We start from the raw sequence: 18,680 nt of genomic DNA on the forward strand, positions 1-18,680 counted from the left end.
CTTGAACCACATGCGAAACTTCAGAAATTTATCTTACGGTGATATGGAAGCAACCCTGTTTTACCTCGTATTTGATATAACAGCGGTTCTTCTCACGGAAATCCCTCAACACCTCGCTGAAAACCCACTTCAGTGTATCATTCTGCACCTGGCGGCGAGGTTGTTTCTCCGTCTGAATCTGCTTATACCGGTTGTAGCAGACATCGAAGGTAGTACCATAGAGATGGCACGAATTCTCGGTAGCATTGCCGTTTCGGGTTCTCAGTTTCGACACATCATCCTTGGTACGCAAGATACTGGTAACGATGATCTTATGCAAAGGAATGCCCTTAATCTGCAACGAATCAAAATACGCCCTACCGATATCCTGCAACAATACCGAAGCCCTAGGCACCAGATAAGGAATACTGTTGTTCAGCTTATCCACATAAAAGAAAGGATTGCTGCCCACATACACCAGTTTACCCTTGCTATGCTCAGCCTCCTCACGGTTCTGAACCGGAGCCACACCATGCTTGCTGGCAGCTACAATCTGTACATCCTGCTGATCAGGAAAGGTATTTCCGAAATGAGGCACCGAGAAAATGCGATGCTTCACCTCCTTGCCATTCTTATCGAAAAATATCGAAAAACTGCCATCAGAGGCTGTATCAGGAGTTACCGACAGTTCATCCTTCTTCAAATCCTCAGCCACAGTTTCAGCAGAAGAAGCATCAGAAGCCTCACAGGAAATGGCATCCTGAGCACCAGCCGAAGCCATCAGGTCAGAAGCATCAGAATCTCCTCTTAATGAATCGATTGCCGTACTGTCTTTCCCATCAGAATGAGCCGTCAACCTAGGCTCAGCCACACTCGGAAAAATAACACGGACCAGTGCCAGCAACAGCACGACTACCAAAAAACCTTGCAAATATCTATTCTTACTAATCTTCATAACTAAAAATTTCCTGCAAAGGTAACAAAAAGTATTGAAATATTTGCTCAATTCACAGAAAAGTAGTAATTTTGCAGCGTTATATAACATTATTTAGAACATTAAGGTTGCAAACCAATAAGAAATATAAATATTTTGATAGAGAAACATATTATACTCGAAGATATAGATCCAGTGATGTTCTATGGCGTAGGAAATGGTAACCTACAGATGATTAAGTCACTGTATCCTAAGTTGCGTATCGTTGCACGCGACAACGTGATTCGTGTGCTCGGCGACGAAGAGGAAATGGCGAAAGCAGAAGAAGACATTGAGCTGATGCGCAAGCACTTAGCTAAATACAACATGCTCAATGAAGAGGATATCCTTGATATTGTGAAAGGCAAACAGACCAAAGCAGACTCCGTGAAAGGCGTGCTGGTATATAGCATCAGCGGCCGACCTATCAAGAGCCGCAGCGAAAACCAGCAGCAGCTCATCGAGGCTTACGAGAAGAACGATATGATATTTGCTGTGGGTCCTGCCGGAACCGGTAAGACCTACCTCAGCATCGCCCTTGCCGTGAAAGCCCTCAAGGAGAAAGCTATCAAGAAAATCATCCTCTCAAGACCTGCCGTAGAAGCAGGCGAAAAGCTCGGATTCCTGCCGGGCGACATGAAAGATAAGATAGACCCTTACCTGCAACCGCTCTATGATGCGTTGGAAGATATGATTCCTGCCGTCAAGTTGCAAGATATGATGGAAAAGCACATTATCCAGATTGCGCCACTCGCCTTCATGCGTGGACGCACCCTCAGCGACGCCGTCGTCATCCTCGACGAGGCGCAGAATACAACCTCACAACAGATCAGAATGTTCCTCACCCGTATGGGTATGAACACCAAGATGATCATCACCGGCGACCTGACACAGATAGACTTGCCTCGCGAACAGCGAAGCGGACTGAAGGAAGCCCTCAAGATCTTGGATGGAGTAGAAGGCATCGGAGTCGTGAAACTGGGGCAGAAGGATATTGTGCGACACAAGCTCGTAACCCGCATTGTCAACGCATACGATAAGTATGACAAGGAGAGAGCGGAAACACGGGAAGCTCAAAAAACAAATTAATTATAAATTAAATAAAATGAAAGCATTAACAAAAACAGATTTCCATTTCGATGGACAGAAGAGTGTTTACCACGGTAAAGTACGTGATGTGTATGACATTAACGACGACATCCTCGTGATGGTCGCTACCGACAGAATCTCAGCATTCGATGTTGTTCTGCCAAAGGGTATTCCATTCAAGGGTCAGGTGCTCAATCAGATTGCAGCTAAGTTCCTGGACACAACTACAGATATCTGTCCAAACTGGAAGTTGGCTACTCCAGACCCAATGGTTACAGTAGGTTTGAAGTGCGAAGGTTTCCGCGTGGAGATGATCATCCGTTCTATCCTCACCGGTAGTGCATGGCGTGACTATCAGAAGGGATGCCACGAGATCTGCGGTGTGAAGTTGCCTGACGGAATGCGCGAGAACGAGCGTTTCCCAGAGCCTATCATCACCCCTACTACAAAGGCTGACGAGGGTCACGATATGAACATCTCTAAGGAAGAGATCATCGCCCAGGGTATTGTTAGTGCAGAGGATTACGCTGTAATGGAGGACTATACACGCCGCATCTTCGCCCGTGGTCAGGAAATCGCTGCCAAGCAGGGATTGATTCTCGTTGATACCAAGTACGAGTTCGGCAAGCGCGACGGTAAGGTTTATCTCATCGACGAGATCCACACTCCTGACTCTAGCCGCTACTTCTACGCTGATGGCTACGAGGAGAAGTTTGAGAAGGGTGAGCCTCAGCGCCAGCTTTCTAAGGAGTTCGTTCGCCAGTGGCTCATCGAGCACAACTTCATGAACGAGCCTGGTCAGACTATGCCAGAGATCACCGACGAGTATGCAGAGAGCGTATCTGATCGCTACATCGAGCTGTACGAGCACATCACAGGCGAGAAGTTCGACAAGGCTGCTGAGGAAGGCGACATCGCTGCACGCATCGAGAAGAACGTAAGCGAGTGGCTTGCTGCACACAAGTAATATATAATAAGGTATATTGCTCGACAAAAGTAAGTAATATATAAATAATGTATAAACAAGAACAGATTAAGCCCTACGAGGGCACAGGAGAAAAGGGAAAGTTGGTAGAGGAGATGTTTGACAACATCGCCCCTACCTACGATACCCTGAACCACCGACTCTCGTGGGATATCGATAAGGGATGGCGCAAGAAGGCAATCAAGCGGCTTGCGCCCTTCTCTCCAAAGAAAATGCTCGACATCGCCACAGGCACCGGCGACTTCGCCATCCTTGCCGCACAGATGCTGCATCCCGACAAGCTCGTGGGAGCAGATATCTCGCAGGGAATGATGGAGATAGGAAGACAGAAGGTGAAACGACTGGGACTTGACCAGGTAATCCGCTTCGACAAGGAAGACTGCCTCCACCTCTCATACGAAGACAACACCTTTGATGCGGTAACAGCCGCCTTCGGCATCCGCAACTTCCAGAACCTGGACCAGGGACTGCGCGAAATGTGCCGAGTACTGAAGAAGGGAGGACATCTCTGCATCGTGGAACTCACCACTCCAGTCAGCTTCCCGATGAAGCAGCTGTTCCACATCTATTCGCATACCGTATTGCCTATCTACGGCAAGCTGATATCGAAAGACCAGAGTGCCTACAGCTATCTCACCAAGACCATCGAGGCCTTCCCACAGGGAGAAACGATGATGGAGGTATTCAAGAAGGCAGGATTCGAAAAGGCTGAGTTCAAAAGACTCACCTTCGGCATCTGCACCCTTTATTTCGCAACAAAATAAAACAAAGATATTATGGACAAGTATGGACTCATAGGTTATCCCCTAGGACATTCGTTCTCAAAAGGCTACTTCAACGAGAAGTTTGAGAACGAGGGCATCGACGCCCAATATATCAACTTCGAGATTCCATCCATCGAGGATCTCACCGAGATTCTCGACTCTAATCCGGAGTTAAAAGGCCTCAATGTAACCATCCCTTACAAGGAGAAGGTAATCAGTTATCTTGATCAGGTTAGCCCCGAGGCAAATGCCATCGGAGCGGTCAACGTGGTAAAAGTGGAGCATAAAGGCGACGAGACTATCCTCAAGGGATACAACAGTGATGTCATTGGTTTCACCCAGAGCATCGAACCTTTCATCGAGTCTTTCCACAAGAAGGCATTGATTCTCGGTACTGGCGGTGCATCCAAAGCCATCAACTACGGCTTGAAATCGCTCGGACTGGAGACTGTTTTCGTGAGTCGATACGAACGTCCTGGTACTATCCAGTACGATAAAATCACCCCTGAGGTCATCAAGGAATACAATGTCATCGTGAATTGTACTCCTGTAGGTATGTATCCTCATGTAGATGAGTGCCCTCCACTACCTTACGAGGCGATGGATACCCATACACTACTCTACGACCTCATCTACAATCCCGATGAAACCCTCTTCATGAAGAAGGGAAAAGAGCACGGAGCCACCGTGAAGAATGGCTTGGAGATGCTCTTGCTGCAAGCTTTTGCATCATGGGATTTCTGGCAAGAAGAAAAATAAGCATATCATAAAGTTCAAAGATTAAAGTTCAAAATAAGAATATGAGTAACAATAGATACATGATGCGCGGTGTAAGCGCAGCAAAGGAAGATGTTCACAACGCTATCAAGAACATCGACAAGGGTATCTTCCCACAGGCTTTCTGCAAGATTATCCCTGATATCCTGGGAGGCGACCCAGAGTATTGCAACATTATGCATGCCGACGGTGCAGGTACCAAGTCTAGCTTGGCATACATGTACTGGAAGGAGACTGGCGACCTCTCTGTATGGAAGGGTATCGCTCAGGATGCTATCGTGATGAATACCGACGACCTGCTCTGCGTGGGTGCAGTAGATAACATCCTCGTCAGCTCTACCATCGGCCGCAACAAGATGCTCATCCCTGGCGAGGTTATCTCGGCTATCATCAACGGTACCGACGACCTGCTCCACGAGATGCGCGAGATGGGTATCGGCATCTATCCTACCGGCGGTGAGACTGCCGATGTAGGTGACCTGGTTCGTACCATCATCGTTGACTCTACCGTAACCTGCCGCATGAAGCGAAGCGACGTCATCGACAATGCCAACATCCGTCCGGGCGATGTTATCGTAGGTCTTTCTTCTACCGGTCAGGCTACTTACGAGAAGAAGTACAACGGCGGTATGGGTAGCAATGGTTTGACTTCTGCCCGCCACGATGTATTCGCCAAGTATCTCGCTGAGAACTATCCAGAGAGCTACGACCACGCCGTGCCAGACGAGTTGGTTTACAGCGGTAAGTATAAGTTGACCGATGAGGTTGAGGGTTCTCCTATCAACGCCGGAGAGCTGGTACTCTCTCCTACCCGCACCTATGCCCCAGTAATCAAGAAGATTCTGGATGAGCTTCGCCCAGAGGTTCACGGTATGGTTCACTGCACAGGTGGTGCCCAGACCAAGGTTCTGCACTTCGTAGGCGAGAACTGCAAGGTAGTGAAGGACAACATGTTCCCTGTACCTCCACTCTTCAAGGCAATCCACGACTGCTCTGAGACCGACTGGAAGGAGATGTACCAGGTATTCAACATGGGTCATCGTATGGAAATCTACGTTCGCCCAGAGGTAGCCGAGAAGGTTATCGCCATCAGCAAGAGCTTCAACATCGATGCCCAGATTGTGGGTCACATCGAGGAAGGCAAGCGCAGCCTGACCATCAAGAGCGAATTCGGAACATTCGAATACTAAAAAAGAATTTAAAATTAATGGATAATAACAACATATTACAGAAGCTAGAAGGCTTAGAGAGCCGATACGAGGAAGTAAGCACCCTCATTACCGACCCTGATGTCATCGCCGACCAGCCACGCTACGTGAAGCTCACCAAGGAGTGGAAAGACCTTGGCGACATCATGGACGCACGCAAGCGATACATCAACTGTCTGAACAGCATCAAGGAGGCTAAGGATATCCTCGCCAACGAAAGCGACCCTGAAATGAAGGAGATGGCGCGCGAGGAACTCAACGAGAACGAGGCTCTGCAGCCTAAGCTCGAAGAAGAAATCAAGATCGCCCTGGTTCCTAAGGACCCAGAGGATGCCAAGAATGTACAGATGGAGATCCGTGGCGGTGCCGGTGGCGACGAGGCTGCCCTCTTCGCTGGCGATCTCTTTGCCATGTATAAGAAATATTGCGAGTCTAAGGGATGGACCATCAGCGTGACATCTGTCTCTGAGGGTGCAGTAGGTGGATACAAGGAAATCGACTTCGCTGTAAGCGGAACAGATGTTTACGGTACATTGAAGTACGAGTCTGGTGTTCACCGTGTTCAGCGTGTGCCTGCTACCGAGACTCAGGGCCGTATGCATACCTCAGCCGCTACCGTGGCAGTATTGCCAGAGGCAGACAAGTTTGAGGTGAACATCAACGAAGGCGATATCAAGTGGGATACCTTCCGAAGCTCAGGTGCCGGTGGTCAGAACGTAAACAAGGTGGAGTCTGGAGTTCGCCTCCGCTATCCTTGGAAGAACCCTAACACAGGCGAGGTAGAGGAAATCCTCATCGAGTGTACCGAGACCCGAGACCAGCCAAAGAACAAGGAGCGTGCCTTGAGCCGCCTCTATACCTTCATCCACGACCGTGAGCATCAGAAGTATGTTGACGATATCGCCAGCCGCCGCAAGAGCCTCGTCTCTACCGGTGACCGTAGTGCGAAGATTCGTACCTACAACTTCCCACAGGGCCGTGTTACCGACCACCGTATCGGTTACACCACCCACGACCTCAATGGTTTCCTGGCTGGTAACATCCAGGATATGATTGATGCCTTGACCGTGGCAGAGAATGCTGAGAAGCTGAAAGAAACAGAATTGTAAAACCTTACCAGGGTTTCGTATGTGGCTCCGCAGTTTTAAAGCTTTTGCCCTTACAGGGCGACAGGCTTGATGACATGATTACCCAGGGTGTTGCCCTGGGCTAGGGGCTTCTGCCCTTTCAGGGCGTGTGGAGCAAACATCTGAAATTCAAGTGTGAAGCAAACATCTGAAATTCAAGTGTGAAGCAAACATCTGAAATTCAAGTGTGGAGCAAACATATGAAATTCAAATAACTTAAAAAGAAATGAACAGAAAAGAACTTGTAGAGCAGATTTTCGCCAAGAAGAGTTTCTTGTGCGTAGGTCTTGATACAGATATCAATAAGTTGCCTAAGTGCATCACTGAGAGTGAAGACATCCAGGGCGCAGAAGCCGAGATGATGTTTAAGTTCAACCAGGCTATCATCGACGCCACCGCTCCTTACTGCGTGGCTTACAAGCCAAACCTGGCTTTCTACGAGAGCCGCGGCATCGACGGCATGATCGCCTTCGAGAACACCATCAAGTATCTCAAGAGCCACTATCCAAACCACTTCATCATCGCTGATGCTAAGCGTGGCGATATCGGCAATACATCCAAGATGTATGCCCAGACTTTCTTCGAGGAGTATAATCTCGATTCTGTAACCGTAGCTCCTTACATGGGCGAGGATTCTGTCAAGCCTTTCCTCGAGTATGAAGGCAAGTGGGTCATCCTCCTGGCTTTGACCAGCAACAAGGGTAGCCACGACTTCCAGCTCACAGAGGATAAAGAAGGCGAGCGCCTTTTCGAGAAGGTTCTGAAGAAGAGCCAGGAATGGGGCAACGATGAGAACATGATGTACGTAGTAGGTGCTACTCAGGGTCAGATGTTCGAGGACATCCGCAAGGTAGCTCCTAACCACTTCCTCCTCGTACCAGGTGTAGGTGCCCAGGGTGGTAGCCTCCAGGAGGTTTGCAAGTATGGCATCATCAAGGATTGCGGTCTGCTCGTCAATTCATCTCGCGGCATCATCTACGCTAGCAATGGCGATGACTTCGCAGAGGTTGCAGGTCAGAAGGCAAAGGAACTCCAGGAGGAAATGGCAGCCGAGCTTGCCAAGCTGGGCTAAGCCTACCGCTAGGTGCCCCGCTAGATGTCCCCTAGGTATCCCGCTAGGCGTCCCGGCGGATTTGAAATCCGCCGTAAAAAAGGTTCGACCTATTAAACCGGGGGATTTGCAATCCCCCACCAAAAATAAGATTTTAGGCGCAAAGTATCTTGAAAAAGAGGCTTTGCGCCTAAAAAATACCCATTTGTTGGCGAAAAAAGCAAAATATTACGAAAGAATGACGAGAATCTAAATTTATTTTGTTATTTTTGCAAACAAAATGTGTTTCCTAAAAGAGAATCTTGCAAGGAGACCCTAAGTAAAACAAACTAGAAGATTGATAAATATGGAATTTACCGCAGCGCAAATAGCCCAGTTCGTTCAGGGCCGTGTGGAAGGTGATGAGAACGCAACAGTCAACACCTTCGCTAAAATCGAAGAAGGCAAGGAAGGCGCTATCTCGTTCCTTTCAAACCCTAAATATACTCACTTCGTGTACGACACAAAGTCGAGCATCGTACTCATCGACGAGAACGTGGAATTGGATCATCCTGTTTCTACCACCCTCATTCGTGTGAAGAATGCATACGAGTGCGTGGCAAAGTTGCTCCAGATGTATGAATCAATGAAACCTAAGAAGACGGGCATCGATCCATTGGCTTTCGTTTCTCCAAAGGCTAAGGTGGCTGAGAACGTCTATATCGGTGCTTTCGCCTATATCAGCGATGGCGCAGAGGTGGGCGAAGGTAGCCAGATTTATCCTCACGCTTACATCGGCGAGGGTGTGAAGATCGGCAAGAATGCCCTCATCTACCCTCACGTAACCATTTATCACGGCTGTAAGCTCGGCGATAACGTGACTCTCCATGCAGGTTGTGTCATCGGTGCTGATGGCTTCGGCTTCGCTCCAGGACCTGATGGATATGACAAGATTCCTCAGATCGGTATCGTAACCATCGAGGATGATGTGGAGATTGGTGCCAACACTTGCGTTGACCGCTCTACCATGGGCTCTACCTACGTTCGCAAGGGCGTGAAGCTCGACAATATGGTTCAGATTGCCCACAACACCGACATCGGTGCCAACACCGTGATGTCTGCACAGGTGGGTGTAGCCGGCAGTACCAAGGTAGGCGAATGGTGTATGTTTGGCGGTCAGGTAGGTCTCGCTGGTCACATCACCATCGGCGACAAGGTGTTCCTCGGAGCACAGAGTGGTGTGCCAGGCAGCCTCAAGAGCGGCCAGCAGCTCATCGGTACTCCTCCTATGGAACAGCGTGCTTACTTCAAGTCACAGGCCATCTTCCGTCGCCTGCCTGATATGTACAAGGAACTCAACGACCTGAAGAAGCAGATTGAAGAATTGAAGAAAAATAAATAAAACTATATATAATTATGTCAAAACAGAAGACACTGAAAGGTAGCTTCTCTCTTTGCGGCAAGGGATTGCACACAGGCTTGAGCCTCACCGTGACTTTCAATCCTGCACCAGAGAACACCGGTTATAAGATACAGCGCATCGACCTCGAAGGCGAGCCTATCATCCAGGCTGTAGCTGAGAACGTCGTTGAAACCCAGCGTGGCACCGTACTCGGTAAGGGCGATATCCGCATCTCTACCATCGAGCACGGTATGTCAGCACTCTATGCTCTCGGCATCGACAACTGTTTCATCCAGGTTAACGGTCCTGAGTTCCCTATCCTCGACGGCTCTGCATCCATGTATGTAGAGAAGATTCAGAGCGTGGGCATCCAGGAGCAGAATGCAGAGAAGGACTACTATATCATCCGTCATAAGATTGAGGTGAAGGACGACAACGGTTCTGTCATCACCATCCTTCCAGACGAGGAATTCAGCATCACGGCTATGTGTTCCTTCGAGAGCAAGTTCATCAATAGCCAGTTTGCTACCCTCGACAAGATGGAGACTTATGTTGACGAGATTGCTTCTGCACGTACCTTCGTATTCGTTCGCGATATCATGCCATTGCTCCAGGCTAACCTCATCAAGGGTGGCGACTTGGACAATGCCATCGTTATCTACGAGCGCCAGGTAGAGCAGGCTCAGCTCGATCAGCTCGCCGACCATCTCAAGGTACCTCGCATGGATGCCAACAAGTTGGGTTACATCCAGCACCGCCCTTTGCAGTGGGAGAACGAGTGTACTCGCCATAAGCTGCTCGACATCATCGGCGATATGGCGCTCATCGGCAAGCCTATCAAGGGTCGCATCATCGCTACCCGTCCGGGCCATACCGTAAACAACAAGTTCGCCCGTCTCATGCGCAAGGAGATTCGCAAGCACGAAATCCAGGCTCCTATCTACGATCCAAACGAGGAGCCAATCATGGATAACATCCGCATCCGTCAGCTTCTGCCTCATCGCTACCCAATGCAGTTGGTAGATAAGGTCATCGCTATGGGTCCTACCAGCATCGTGGGCGTTAAGAACGTAACCAGCAACGAGCCATTCTTCACCGGTCACTTCCCAGAGGAGCCAGTGATGCCAGGCGTTCTCCAGGTAGAGGCGATGGCACAGTGTGGCGGTCTGCTCGTATTGAACCAGCTGGAAGAGCCTGAGCGCTGGAGCACTTACTTCATGAAGCTCGACGACGTGAAGTTCCGCAAGAAGGTGGTTCCAGGCGATACCCTCCTCTTCCGTGTGGAGTTACTCGCACCAGTACGTCATGGCATCAGCTCTATGAAGGGCTACATGTTCGTAGGCGACCAGGTGGTGGCAGAGGCTACTTTCACTGCACAGATTGTTAAGAACAAGTAATAATAAGATAGAAATATGAATCAGATTAGTCCATTAGCGTTTGTTCATCCAGAGGCAAAACTCGGTGACAACAACATTATCGGTCCTTTCTGCTATATCGACAAGGACACCGTTTTGGGCGATAACAACGTATTGCAGAACAGCGTTACCATCCACGTGGGCGCTCGTATCGGCAACAATAATGAATTCTTCCCAGGCGCCAGCATCTCTACCAAGCCTCAGGACTTGAAGTTCAAGGGCGAGGTGACAACCTGCGAGGTGGGCGATAACAACAGCATCCGTGAGAACGTTACTATCTCTCGTGGTACTGCCTCCAAGGGCAAGACTGTGGTAGGCAGCAACAACCTCCTGATGGAGACTGTTCACGTGGCTCACGACTGCGAGCTGGGCAGCGGCTTGATTATCGGTAACTCAACCAAGTTTGCCGGTGAGGTAGTTGTAGATGACAACGCCATCGTCAGCGCCAACGTTCTCGTTCATCAATTCTGCCACATCGCAGGCTACGTGATGATCCAGGGCGGATGCCGTTTCTCTCAGGATATTCCTCCTTACATCATTGCCGGCAAGGAGCCTACCCGCTATTGCAGCATCAACCTCATCGGTTTGCGTCGCCGTGGTTTCAGCAACGAGACCATCCAGAACATCCACGAGGCTTATCGCCTGCTCTACAGCAAGGGTATCCTGAAGGAAGGTATCGAGGAAATCAAGAAGAACCTTGAGGTGACCAAGGAAATCCAGTACATCATCGACTTCGTAGAGAGTTCTCAGCGAGGCATCATTCGATAAAGAAAACGCCCTGAAAGGGCAAAAGCACATAGCCCAGGGCATCGCCCTGGGTTTATTTATTATATAACGAAGACGCCCTGTAAGGGCAAAAGCATGAATAAGAAAGAAAAAACATTAATCGTTGTTTTAGGCCCTACAGGTGTAGGTAAGACCGAGCTCTGTCTTTCTCTGGCAGAGCATCTCTCTATACCTATTATCAATGCCGACTCCCGCCAGATCTTCGCCGAACTCCCTATCGGAACCGCAGCGCCTACTGCCGAACAGCAGCAGCGGGTGAAGCATTATTTCGTAGGAAACCACCACATCGAAGATTATTACAGCGCAGCCCAATACGAGGCCGATGTGATGAATCTCCTGGAAGAAGAAATCTTCAAGAATCACGATGTGGCGCTGCTTACAGGCGGCAGCATGATGTATATCGATGCCGTATGCAAGGGTATCGACGATATTCCTACCGTGCGGGATGACATCCGTACCTGGATGAAACAGCGCCTGGAAGACGAAGGCTTGGAAGCGCTGGTAGAAGAACTCCACAAGATGGACCCGGAGCATTGGGCGATAGTAGATAAGAAGAATCCCCGCCGCGTGGTGCATGCCCTGGAAATCTGTCACCAGACTGGCAAGACCTACACTTCTTTCCGAGTAGCCGAGAAGAAGCAGCGTCCTTTCCGCATCATCAAGATAGGTCTGAACCGCGACCGTGCCGAACTGTACGACCGAATCAACCAGCGCGTGCTGATGATGATGGAGGAAGGCCTGGAGGCAGAAGCCCGCAGCGTATATCCACACAAGGGTCTCACTGCCTTGAGAACCGTGGGCTACAAGGAAATGTTTGCCTATTTCGATGGAGAGATAGATAAGGATGAAGCCATCCGCCAGATACAGTCGCATAGCCGTGAATACATGCGCAAGCAGCTCACCTGGTTTAAGCGAGATGCCGAAATCCACTGGTTTCATCCCGATCAGCAGGAAGAAATCATCCGATTTATTGATGATACAATAGGAAAATAAATGTATACACCCACACGCCCTGAAAGGGCAGAAGCTCCTAGCCCAGGGTAACACCCTGGGTATATAGCAAATAACCAAGTCGCCCTGAAAGGGCAAAAGCTTTAAAAACAACATGCTTTTGTTCTTTCAGGGCGACTTTTTATTCCTACATCTCCACCTGATTTACAATCTCACCATCAAACATATTGATGATTCTATCGGCATAATTGGCATCATGCAGCGAGTGAGTTACCATTACGATGGTGGTGCCTTCCTTGTGCAACTCAGAAAGCAGTTCCATCACCTCCTTGCCATTCTTGGAATCCAGATTTCCCGTAGGCTCATCGGCTAGAATCAGCTTAGGATGCGGCAGGATGGCACGGGCGATGGCGGTGCGCTGCTGCTGACCACCCGAAAGCTGCGATGGGAAATGCTTGGCACGATGGGATATCGCCACGCGCTCCATCACATCCTCTGCACGCTTACGGCGCTCCTTGCCCAATACTCCCATATACAGAAGCGGCAACTCGATGTTCTCCACCACATTCAACTCATCTATCAGGTTGAAACTCTGGAACACAAAACCTATCATTCCTCTTCTTATCAAGGTGCGCTCACTCTCCTTCAGCGTGCTCACATCCTTGCCGTCGAGCAGATAGCTGCCGCTTGTAGGATTATTCAGCAAACCTATTATATTAAGTAATGTGGATTTGCCACATCCCGAAGGTCCCATGATGGCAACAAATTCACCTTCCTTCACCTCCAGACTGATATTACGCAAAGCCCAGGTCTCCACTTCCTCTGTCTGAAATACTTTCTTGATATTATTTAATTGAATCATAATCTTTATCGTTTCTTTAAATTCGTATTATACTTTTATATTTTTATACATTCAAATTACACATTTTATTCCTTAGCCAGAATCTCCGAAGGATCCACCTTCATGATCTTGCGTACCTGACAGGCAATGATAGCTGCAATGAAGCCAATGACTATCACAACACTCAAACTAATAGGAAAGGCAGGATTGATTTCTACCATTTCGAACATCTGACTAAGAACGATATGAAACAGCAACATGGCTACCACCGCAAATACCATGGCGATAAGCGTAATCACCAGATAGGTTCTTCCGAAGAGTTTGGCAATATCCTTTGTCAGGGCACCATTCACCTTGCGGATAGCCACTTCCTTCTTGCGGGTCTGCGTATCCAGCATCACCGTACTGAAGATGCTTATCAGGCAGATAGCCAGACTCACAATAGCCAGGATCCATGCTATATTTTGCAGTATTTCCAATGCTGACATTTCTATCACCATATAGTCACGCAGATTGGATAACATCGGTTTTACCACTGCAGGCTCCAATTTCTGTATTATTCTATCTACAGCAATCTGCATCTCCTTATATTCACCTGGCTTTGCCACAAGAATATAATGCTTGGCATCATAAGCTTCTTTGGGGTCTATGACTATGAATGAGTATATATCATATTTCATACTTCCCTGATAAGGTATCGACTGGAACGTTCCGGCTATCTGATACGAATCCATCTCATCTACGGTCAATATATCATTAGGAGCAACATGATGCTGGCGCATCTGCTTATACAACTCCTCATTTACCAGGATGCATTTCTTCCGGTTTGCCTTCGGCTTCCAATTCACCTTGATCTTGAAGAAATCGAGATAGGAGGTATCTGATGTAATCCTAAAGCAATAATCCGTCACATTCCTATAGCTAGTATAAGGATCACCTTGCCAAGCCGCCTTGCAGAACTCCTCGTTCTCTGCCAGCTCGTTAACTTGCCAAAATCCCCAGCTATAAGGAATCCATCGTTCCACCTGCGGTAAATGGATGAGCTTGTCTCTAAGGCGCTGCCCATTTTCTGCCGCATTTGTCTGCATATACAGACTCTGCTTGTATGCACGCTCGTCATCAGGTATATGATTGAAATCAGCCATCTTGCCTACCCAGCACAGGAGGCAGAAAGTAACACCCAGGAAGAACATGCTGATCATCACCTGCACACCCAGCATCGTATTGCGGAACCAATGGTTATGGCTTCTTCTCATTCCTGATTCGAGTGCTTGCGTACGCTTGCAAATGCGACTCAGCACAATCCAGATGATGGCGAGACATAGCATCATAACCACCAGCCCGATCACCAGACTATAGAGATACAGATGACTGATGGTTCCTAACTCGGAGGTGATTTCTGCAAACTGAGGCCTTGCCAGATAATCACAAATCCAGGATCCCATCAATACTGCCACCAAATAAGCCACCAGCACGATCACCAACACCTCGGTAGCAAACATGGAGAAGAGTTGGAGGCGTGTGGCACCATTGGTAATTCGAAGCGAGATTTCACGTCTGCGCATCCAGAACAGCTGCGTCTGCATCCTCAGAAAACCGATGATGGCAGCCAGCAGAATCAACGAGCCTATCAGATAAGTGATGGAACGAGCAATAGCAACGCTTGAATACTCTTTGCTCAACCGATCTTTCAGCTTTTCTGTTTTTACCTTCAACCCCAATGGTTTTAACCTGCCGTTCACCTCTGCTTTCAACTGTTGTGGCGTGCATCCCTCTTTCAACACCACATACAAATTCCCAGCATTAAATTGATCAGAATCCATATCTTCCAACTCACATGGTGAGTAAAAGAGAGCAGAACTGCTCATGTCTAGCTCAGTCAATGATAAGTCTTGATAGACATCCACCAATCTCAACTGATAATTCCCATAGTTCTTAGTCAAACGAATGCTTGCACCCACAGGATTCTTATCACCAAAGATTTGCTTTGCCTGCTTTTCGTTGATAATGGCATCATGAGGACCCAGCACCTTTATCTTTTCTCCCGTAATGGCAGAACGGACACCTACAAAGTTGGGGTAATTTCGGTCAAGGGGAACTGCATTCAACTGCATCTTTCTCCTTGTCTTGCCGCTTAGGGTAAACTCAGCCCAGCCGCCTGTAAGCATACCATTAGGAGCATAAGGTCCCTGCTCTATGCAACGAGGTCCTCCATTCGCCTTCACCGCCCTTACGATATCACCATTGATACGAATTGAATTTTCCGATTGACGTTTTTGGATGGAATCGAATCGGAGGTTATAAACTCTATCATAATAAGGTTCATGGTTAATGGAAGCCATGCGGAAATTCAGCAAAAACGAATGCACCGTGGCAAGCGTCACCATACCGATGGCAAGCGACAGGATGCTGCCCAGAGTCTGCACCTTGTACTTGAGAATGTTGCGCAGGGCAACCTTCAGGTTGTGTAATAACATGTTCATATTTTTTAGTCTTTATATAATTTATTTACGTGAAATATTGAATTTTATTATCTATGATGGATGATGAATTTTGATAATCCAAGATAAAAGTCTATCTCAAATTTATCTCTTTTTCACTGGCGATTTTGGTATATCCGCTTACGATAACCTTGTCGCCCGGCTTCAATCCGGAAGTAATTTCGAATTGCTGCGGATTCTGTCTGCCTACATTGATATTCACCCGCTGCGCCTTCTTGCCATCGTCAGATACCCGGAATATCCAATATCCGTTGGTCGTTTGGAAGAAATCACCATTCGGAATCACCAAGGCTTGCTCCGGCTTGCCCAATTCCAACAACACCCGATAACTCTTGCCCAAACGGATATTGGCGGGAGTCTTGCCACTAAAAATTAATTCGCAGACAAACTGATGGTCTTTCACCTCAGGAATCACCCGCGATACACGAAGCGGGAACTGATGACCATCGTACTCGATATGGGCAGGAAGTCCGGCGATAACGCGGTCGATGTAATACTCAGCCAACGAAACCTGCAGTTTAAACTGGCTCATCACCTTGATTTGTCCGATGCTCGCCCCAGAAGAAACCTGCTGACCTTGGGTTACCCCCAAATAACTCAGTTGTCCGCTTACGGGAGCCCGAACCACCAACTGCTGGGTGCGACCCTTCATTCTCGATAATTTCTTGTTGGCTTCCATCCGGTTGGCAGCAATCATCTCGCGCTTCAATCGGGTAGATACGGAATCATGCTTCAGGTTTTGCATCTGCAAGAGCACCTTCTGCCGCTGATATTCGTAATCTTCCTCAGCCACTTCCAGTTCCGCCTTACTCTTGATGCCCATACGATATTCCTCCCGGCTCTGCTTGAGCGATTTCTTCAAGCTCGCCATCTGATGCTGAGCATCCAAGGCTTGCTGGCGCAGGTTGATGGTCTTCTGCGTCATCTCAATTTCCTGTTCCTGACAGTTGCGAAGCTTACTGCTCCATGCGTCCTGCTCATCATCGATAGAATGATAGAGTTCCGGATTCTGAAGCACCAGGATGGTATCGCCCTGCTGCAGCATGGCTCCTTCTTCTGCCACCACCCGCTCCACGAATCCATTCTCCATCGCATTCACCTGGATGGTCTTGAAGGGATACACCAGTCCTTCTACATCTACATACTCCCAGAAAGGAGCCTTCTTTACTTCGGCTATTACTACGCTATCCGGATCCACCCTTCGGGTTCCCGAAGTAACGATCAGGAAAAGGGCATAGACCAGGATGGCAATGCCTGCTGCACCCGACAGGATAGGATATCGGTAGCGGATATACCACGGTTTCGGTTGTTTCTTTATATCCATATTGTTCTGTTTTTATTCATTTCTTTATTCTACAGGAAGTTCTTCCTTCAATTCTTTATTGTGCTCGAAATCGAATCCCGTCATACTTCGGAGCGTATAGTAAAGACTCCAATAGGTCTGCATCGTCGAGATGTAATTACGCCGGGCGGCATCTTTCTCGCTGATGGCTGCATTCAGGTCGAGTATCGAGTTGCGGCCCATGATGTAGAGTCGGCGCGCCACCACATGTCGCTTCTCGGCACGCTGGTCGGTAAGCGATGCCACATACACCTTTCGGGCTTGCATGTTAAACTGCAACACCAGTTTTTCTACGTTCTGGTAGAAATCCCTCATGCCTTGCTCCACCTGCGTCTGGGTAAGCGCCAGCTGCGATTTGGCTTCTCTTATCCTACCCTTTCCCCGTCCCCAATCCAATATCGGAAGGGCGATGGTGATTCTTGCCGATTGCTGACTCATCGGACTGCGATAGGCGGCACCGATGTCGGCTCCCGTCTGCGAGAGTCCAAACTGCATATAGAGTTCCGCCTTCAATCCTGCATTGGCACGAGCCTGCGCCAACCGGCTTTCGCTCTCCTTCTGGATACGACGGTAATAATCGGGATCCGGACTATTCAGCAAAGCCCAATCTATCGCTCGCTGCAGAGGAACCTCAAAGGCAGGCACCTTATCCGGCATCACCAAACAGATGTCCTGCGATTGTTCCACCCCCAGAAACGAGCGGATGGTCTGCATCTTCTCTCGCAGTGCCACCTGAGCATCCATCACATTGGTCTCCTCGTTCAAACGGTTGATTTCCAGCTGTAGCATCTCGTTTTCCGAAATCGTTCCATTCTCATATCGCCCCTTTGCCATCTGATAAAGCGTATCAGCAGAAGCAAAGTTCTGTTTTGCCATCTCCCATTCTGCTTGCGCCGAAGCCAGACCAAAGAAATGCTCACAAGCTTTTGCCGAAACAATCTCCAACGTTTCGGCATATCGCTTTTTGGATTCCCGGAACCGGATAGGTTCTATCCGTCGATTCCATTTCAGCGAGTTATAGCCAAAAAGACTCTGCTCATAACCCACGATAAAGGGTTGACTGCTATAGGCTGTTATCTTGTTGTGCAACTCATCCAAGCGGTTGAGCGAACTCTTCACAAAAAGACTACCACCCGTCAGGGAGATATTCTGGTTGATTTTCAGAGTAAGGTCGGCACTCAACTGATCTTGCTTCAGAAAGAGAGCCGTACCATCCGACTGGGTTATCTTGTTCACCTCCTTATTAATATAAGGTGAAGATGAGAGGGAAAGCGAAGGCAGATAGTTGGCCTGATGATACCGATAAGCCCAGTAAGCAGACAGAAAAGTATTGCGGGCACTCTGCACCGATGGCGACTGCCGCTGCGCCATCGCAATGGTAACTGCCAAGTCGAGCTGCAAAGTGTCGGCTTGAACATTCAGGGCTGCAAGCGCCCATACTATGAATAGATAATTCTTTTTCTTCATGATGATTTCTTTTGCAAAAACTAACACAAAAGCTATGCCACAA

General features: G+C 48.5%; 16 protein-coding genes. 11 read left to right on the top strand and 5 right to left on the bottom strand.

Annotated elements, in window-relative coordinates; genetic code table 11:
* Positions 1-28: 28 nt before the first annotated feature.
* Entirely contained in the window at positions 29-934 is a 906-nt protein-coding gene (locus tag DW657_RS06010; protein ID WP_199658310.1) for a DUF5715 family protein, read from the bottom strand.
* A gap of 135 nt (positions 935-1,069) precedes the next feature.
* Between DW657_RS06010 and DW657_RS06015 the strand changes: the two genes are divergently transcribed.
* The 11 genes from DW657_RS06015 to miaA all read left to right on the top strand — a co-directional run bounded on the left by DW657_RS06015 (position 1,070) and on the right by miaA (position 12,528).
* Complete coding sequence (locus tag DW657_RS06015; protein ID WP_118311787.1) at positions 1,070-2,041, top strand: PhoH family protein; 972 nt, start codon at positions 1,070-1,072, stop codon at positions 2,039-2,041.
* Between the two features lie 16 nt (positions 2,042-2,057).
* On the top strand, positions 2,058-3,008 hold the full coding sequence (locus DW657_RS06020) for a phosphoribosylaminoimidazolesuccinocarboxamide synthase (protein ID WP_118311788.1): 951 nt from the start codon (positions 2,058-2,060) through the stop codon (positions 3,006-3,008).
* 47 nt (positions 3,009-3,055) lie between these two features.
* Complete coding sequence (gene ubiE, locus DW657_RS06025) at positions 3,056-3,790, top strand: bifunctional demethylmenaquinone methyltransferase/2-methoxy-6-polyprenyl-1,4-benzoquinol methylase UbiE (RefSeq protein WP_118311789.1); 735 nt, start codon at positions 3,056-3,058, stop codon at positions 3,788-3,790.
* A gap of 12 nt (positions 3,791-3,802) precedes the next feature.
* Positions 3,803-4,549: a shikimate dehydrogenase gene (locus DW657_RS06030; RefSeq protein WP_118311790.1), complete on the top strand. Its 747-nt coding sequence runs from the start codon at positions 3,803-3,805 to the stop codon at positions 4,547-4,549.
* A gap of 59 nt (positions 4,550-4,608) precedes the next feature.
* Positions 4,609-5,757 (top strand): AIR synthase-related protein, encoded by a 1,149-nt coding sequence (locus DW657_RS06035; RefSeq protein ID WP_089543523.1) that lies wholly within the window; start codon positions 4,609-4,611, stop codon positions 5,755-5,757.
* Between the two features lie 17 nt (positions 5,758-5,774).
* Entirely contained in the window at positions 5,775-6,884 is a 1,110-nt protein-coding gene (gene prfA / locus DW657_RS06040; protein ID WP_117662908.1) for a peptide chain release factor 1, read from the top strand.
* A gap of 244 nt (positions 6,885-7,128) precedes the next feature.
* Positions 7,129-7,974: an orotidine-5'-phosphate decarboxylase gene (gene pyrF / locus DW657_RS06045; RefSeq protein WP_117662910.1), complete on the top strand. Its 846-nt coding sequence runs from the start codon at positions 7,129-7,131 to the stop codon at positions 7,972-7,974.
* Between the two features lie 325 nt (positions 7,975-8,299).
* Entirely contained in the window at positions 8,300-9,334 is a 1,035-nt protein-coding gene (gene lpxD, locus DW657_RS06055; protein WP_118311792.1) for a UDP-3-O-(3-hydroxymyristoyl)glucosamine N-acyltransferase, read from the top strand.
* A gap of 14 nt (positions 9,335-9,348) precedes the next feature.
* On the top strand, positions 9,349-10,731 hold the full coding sequence (locus DW657_RS06060) for a bifunctional UDP-3-O-[3-hydroxymyristoyl] N-acetylglucosamine deacetylase/3-hydroxyacyl-ACP dehydratase (RefSeq protein ID WP_301332439.1): 1,383 nt from the start codon (positions 9,349-9,351) through the stop codon (positions 10,729-10,731).
* 15 nt (positions 10,732-10,746) lie between these two features.
* Positions 10,747-11,517, top strand: coding sequence for an acyl-ACP--UDP-N-acetylglucosamine O-acyltransferase (gene lpxA / locus DW657_RS06065; protein ID WP_089543518.1), 771 nt, complete (start codon positions 10,747-10,749; stop codon positions 11,515-11,517).
* 93 nt (positions 11,518-11,610) lie between these two features.
* Positions 11,611-12,528, top strand: coding sequence for a tRNA (adenosine(37)-N6)-dimethylallyltransferase MiaA (gene miaA, locus DW657_RS06070; RefSeq protein WP_118311794.1), 918 nt, complete (start codon positions 11,611-11,613; stop codon positions 12,526-12,528).
* A gap of 145 nt (positions 12,529-12,673) precedes the next feature.
* Here miaA and DW657_RS06075 read toward each other — a convergent pair whose 3' ends face one another.
* The 4 genes from DW657_RS06075 to DW657_RS06090 form a co-directional block, all read right to left on the bottom strand.
* Positions 12,674-13,348, bottom strand: a complete 675-nt coding sequence (locus DW657_RS06075; RefSeq protein WP_118311795.1) for an ABC transporter ATP-binding protein — start codon at positions 13,346-13,348, stop codon at positions 12,674-12,676.
* A gap of 65 nt (positions 13,349-13,413) precedes the next feature.
* On the bottom strand, positions 13,414-15,810 hold the full coding sequence (locus DW657_RS06080) for an ABC transporter permease (RefSeq protein WP_118311796.1): 2,397 nt from the start codon (positions 15,808-15,810) through the stop codon (positions 13,414-13,416).
* Positions 15,811-15,901: 91 nt separating this feature from the next.
* Positions 15,902-17,152: an efflux RND transporter periplasmic adaptor subunit gene (locus DW657_RS06085; RefSeq protein ID WP_118311797.1), complete on the bottom strand. Its 1,251-nt coding sequence runs from the start codon at positions 17,150-17,152 to the stop codon at positions 15,902-15,904.
* A gap of 24 nt (positions 17,153-17,176) precedes the next feature.
* On the bottom strand, positions 17,177-18,637 hold the full coding sequence (locus DW657_RS06090) for a TolC family protein (RefSeq protein WP_118311798.1): 1,461 nt from the start codon (positions 18,635-18,637) through the stop codon (positions 17,177-17,179).
* Positions 18,638-18,680 lie beyond the last annotated feature (43 nt).

This window comes from Prevotella sp. AM23-5 (genome assembly GCF_003473645.1).
Lineage (GTDB): Bacteria > Bacteroidota > Bacteroidia > Bacteroidales > Bacteroidaceae > Prevotella > Prevotella copri_A.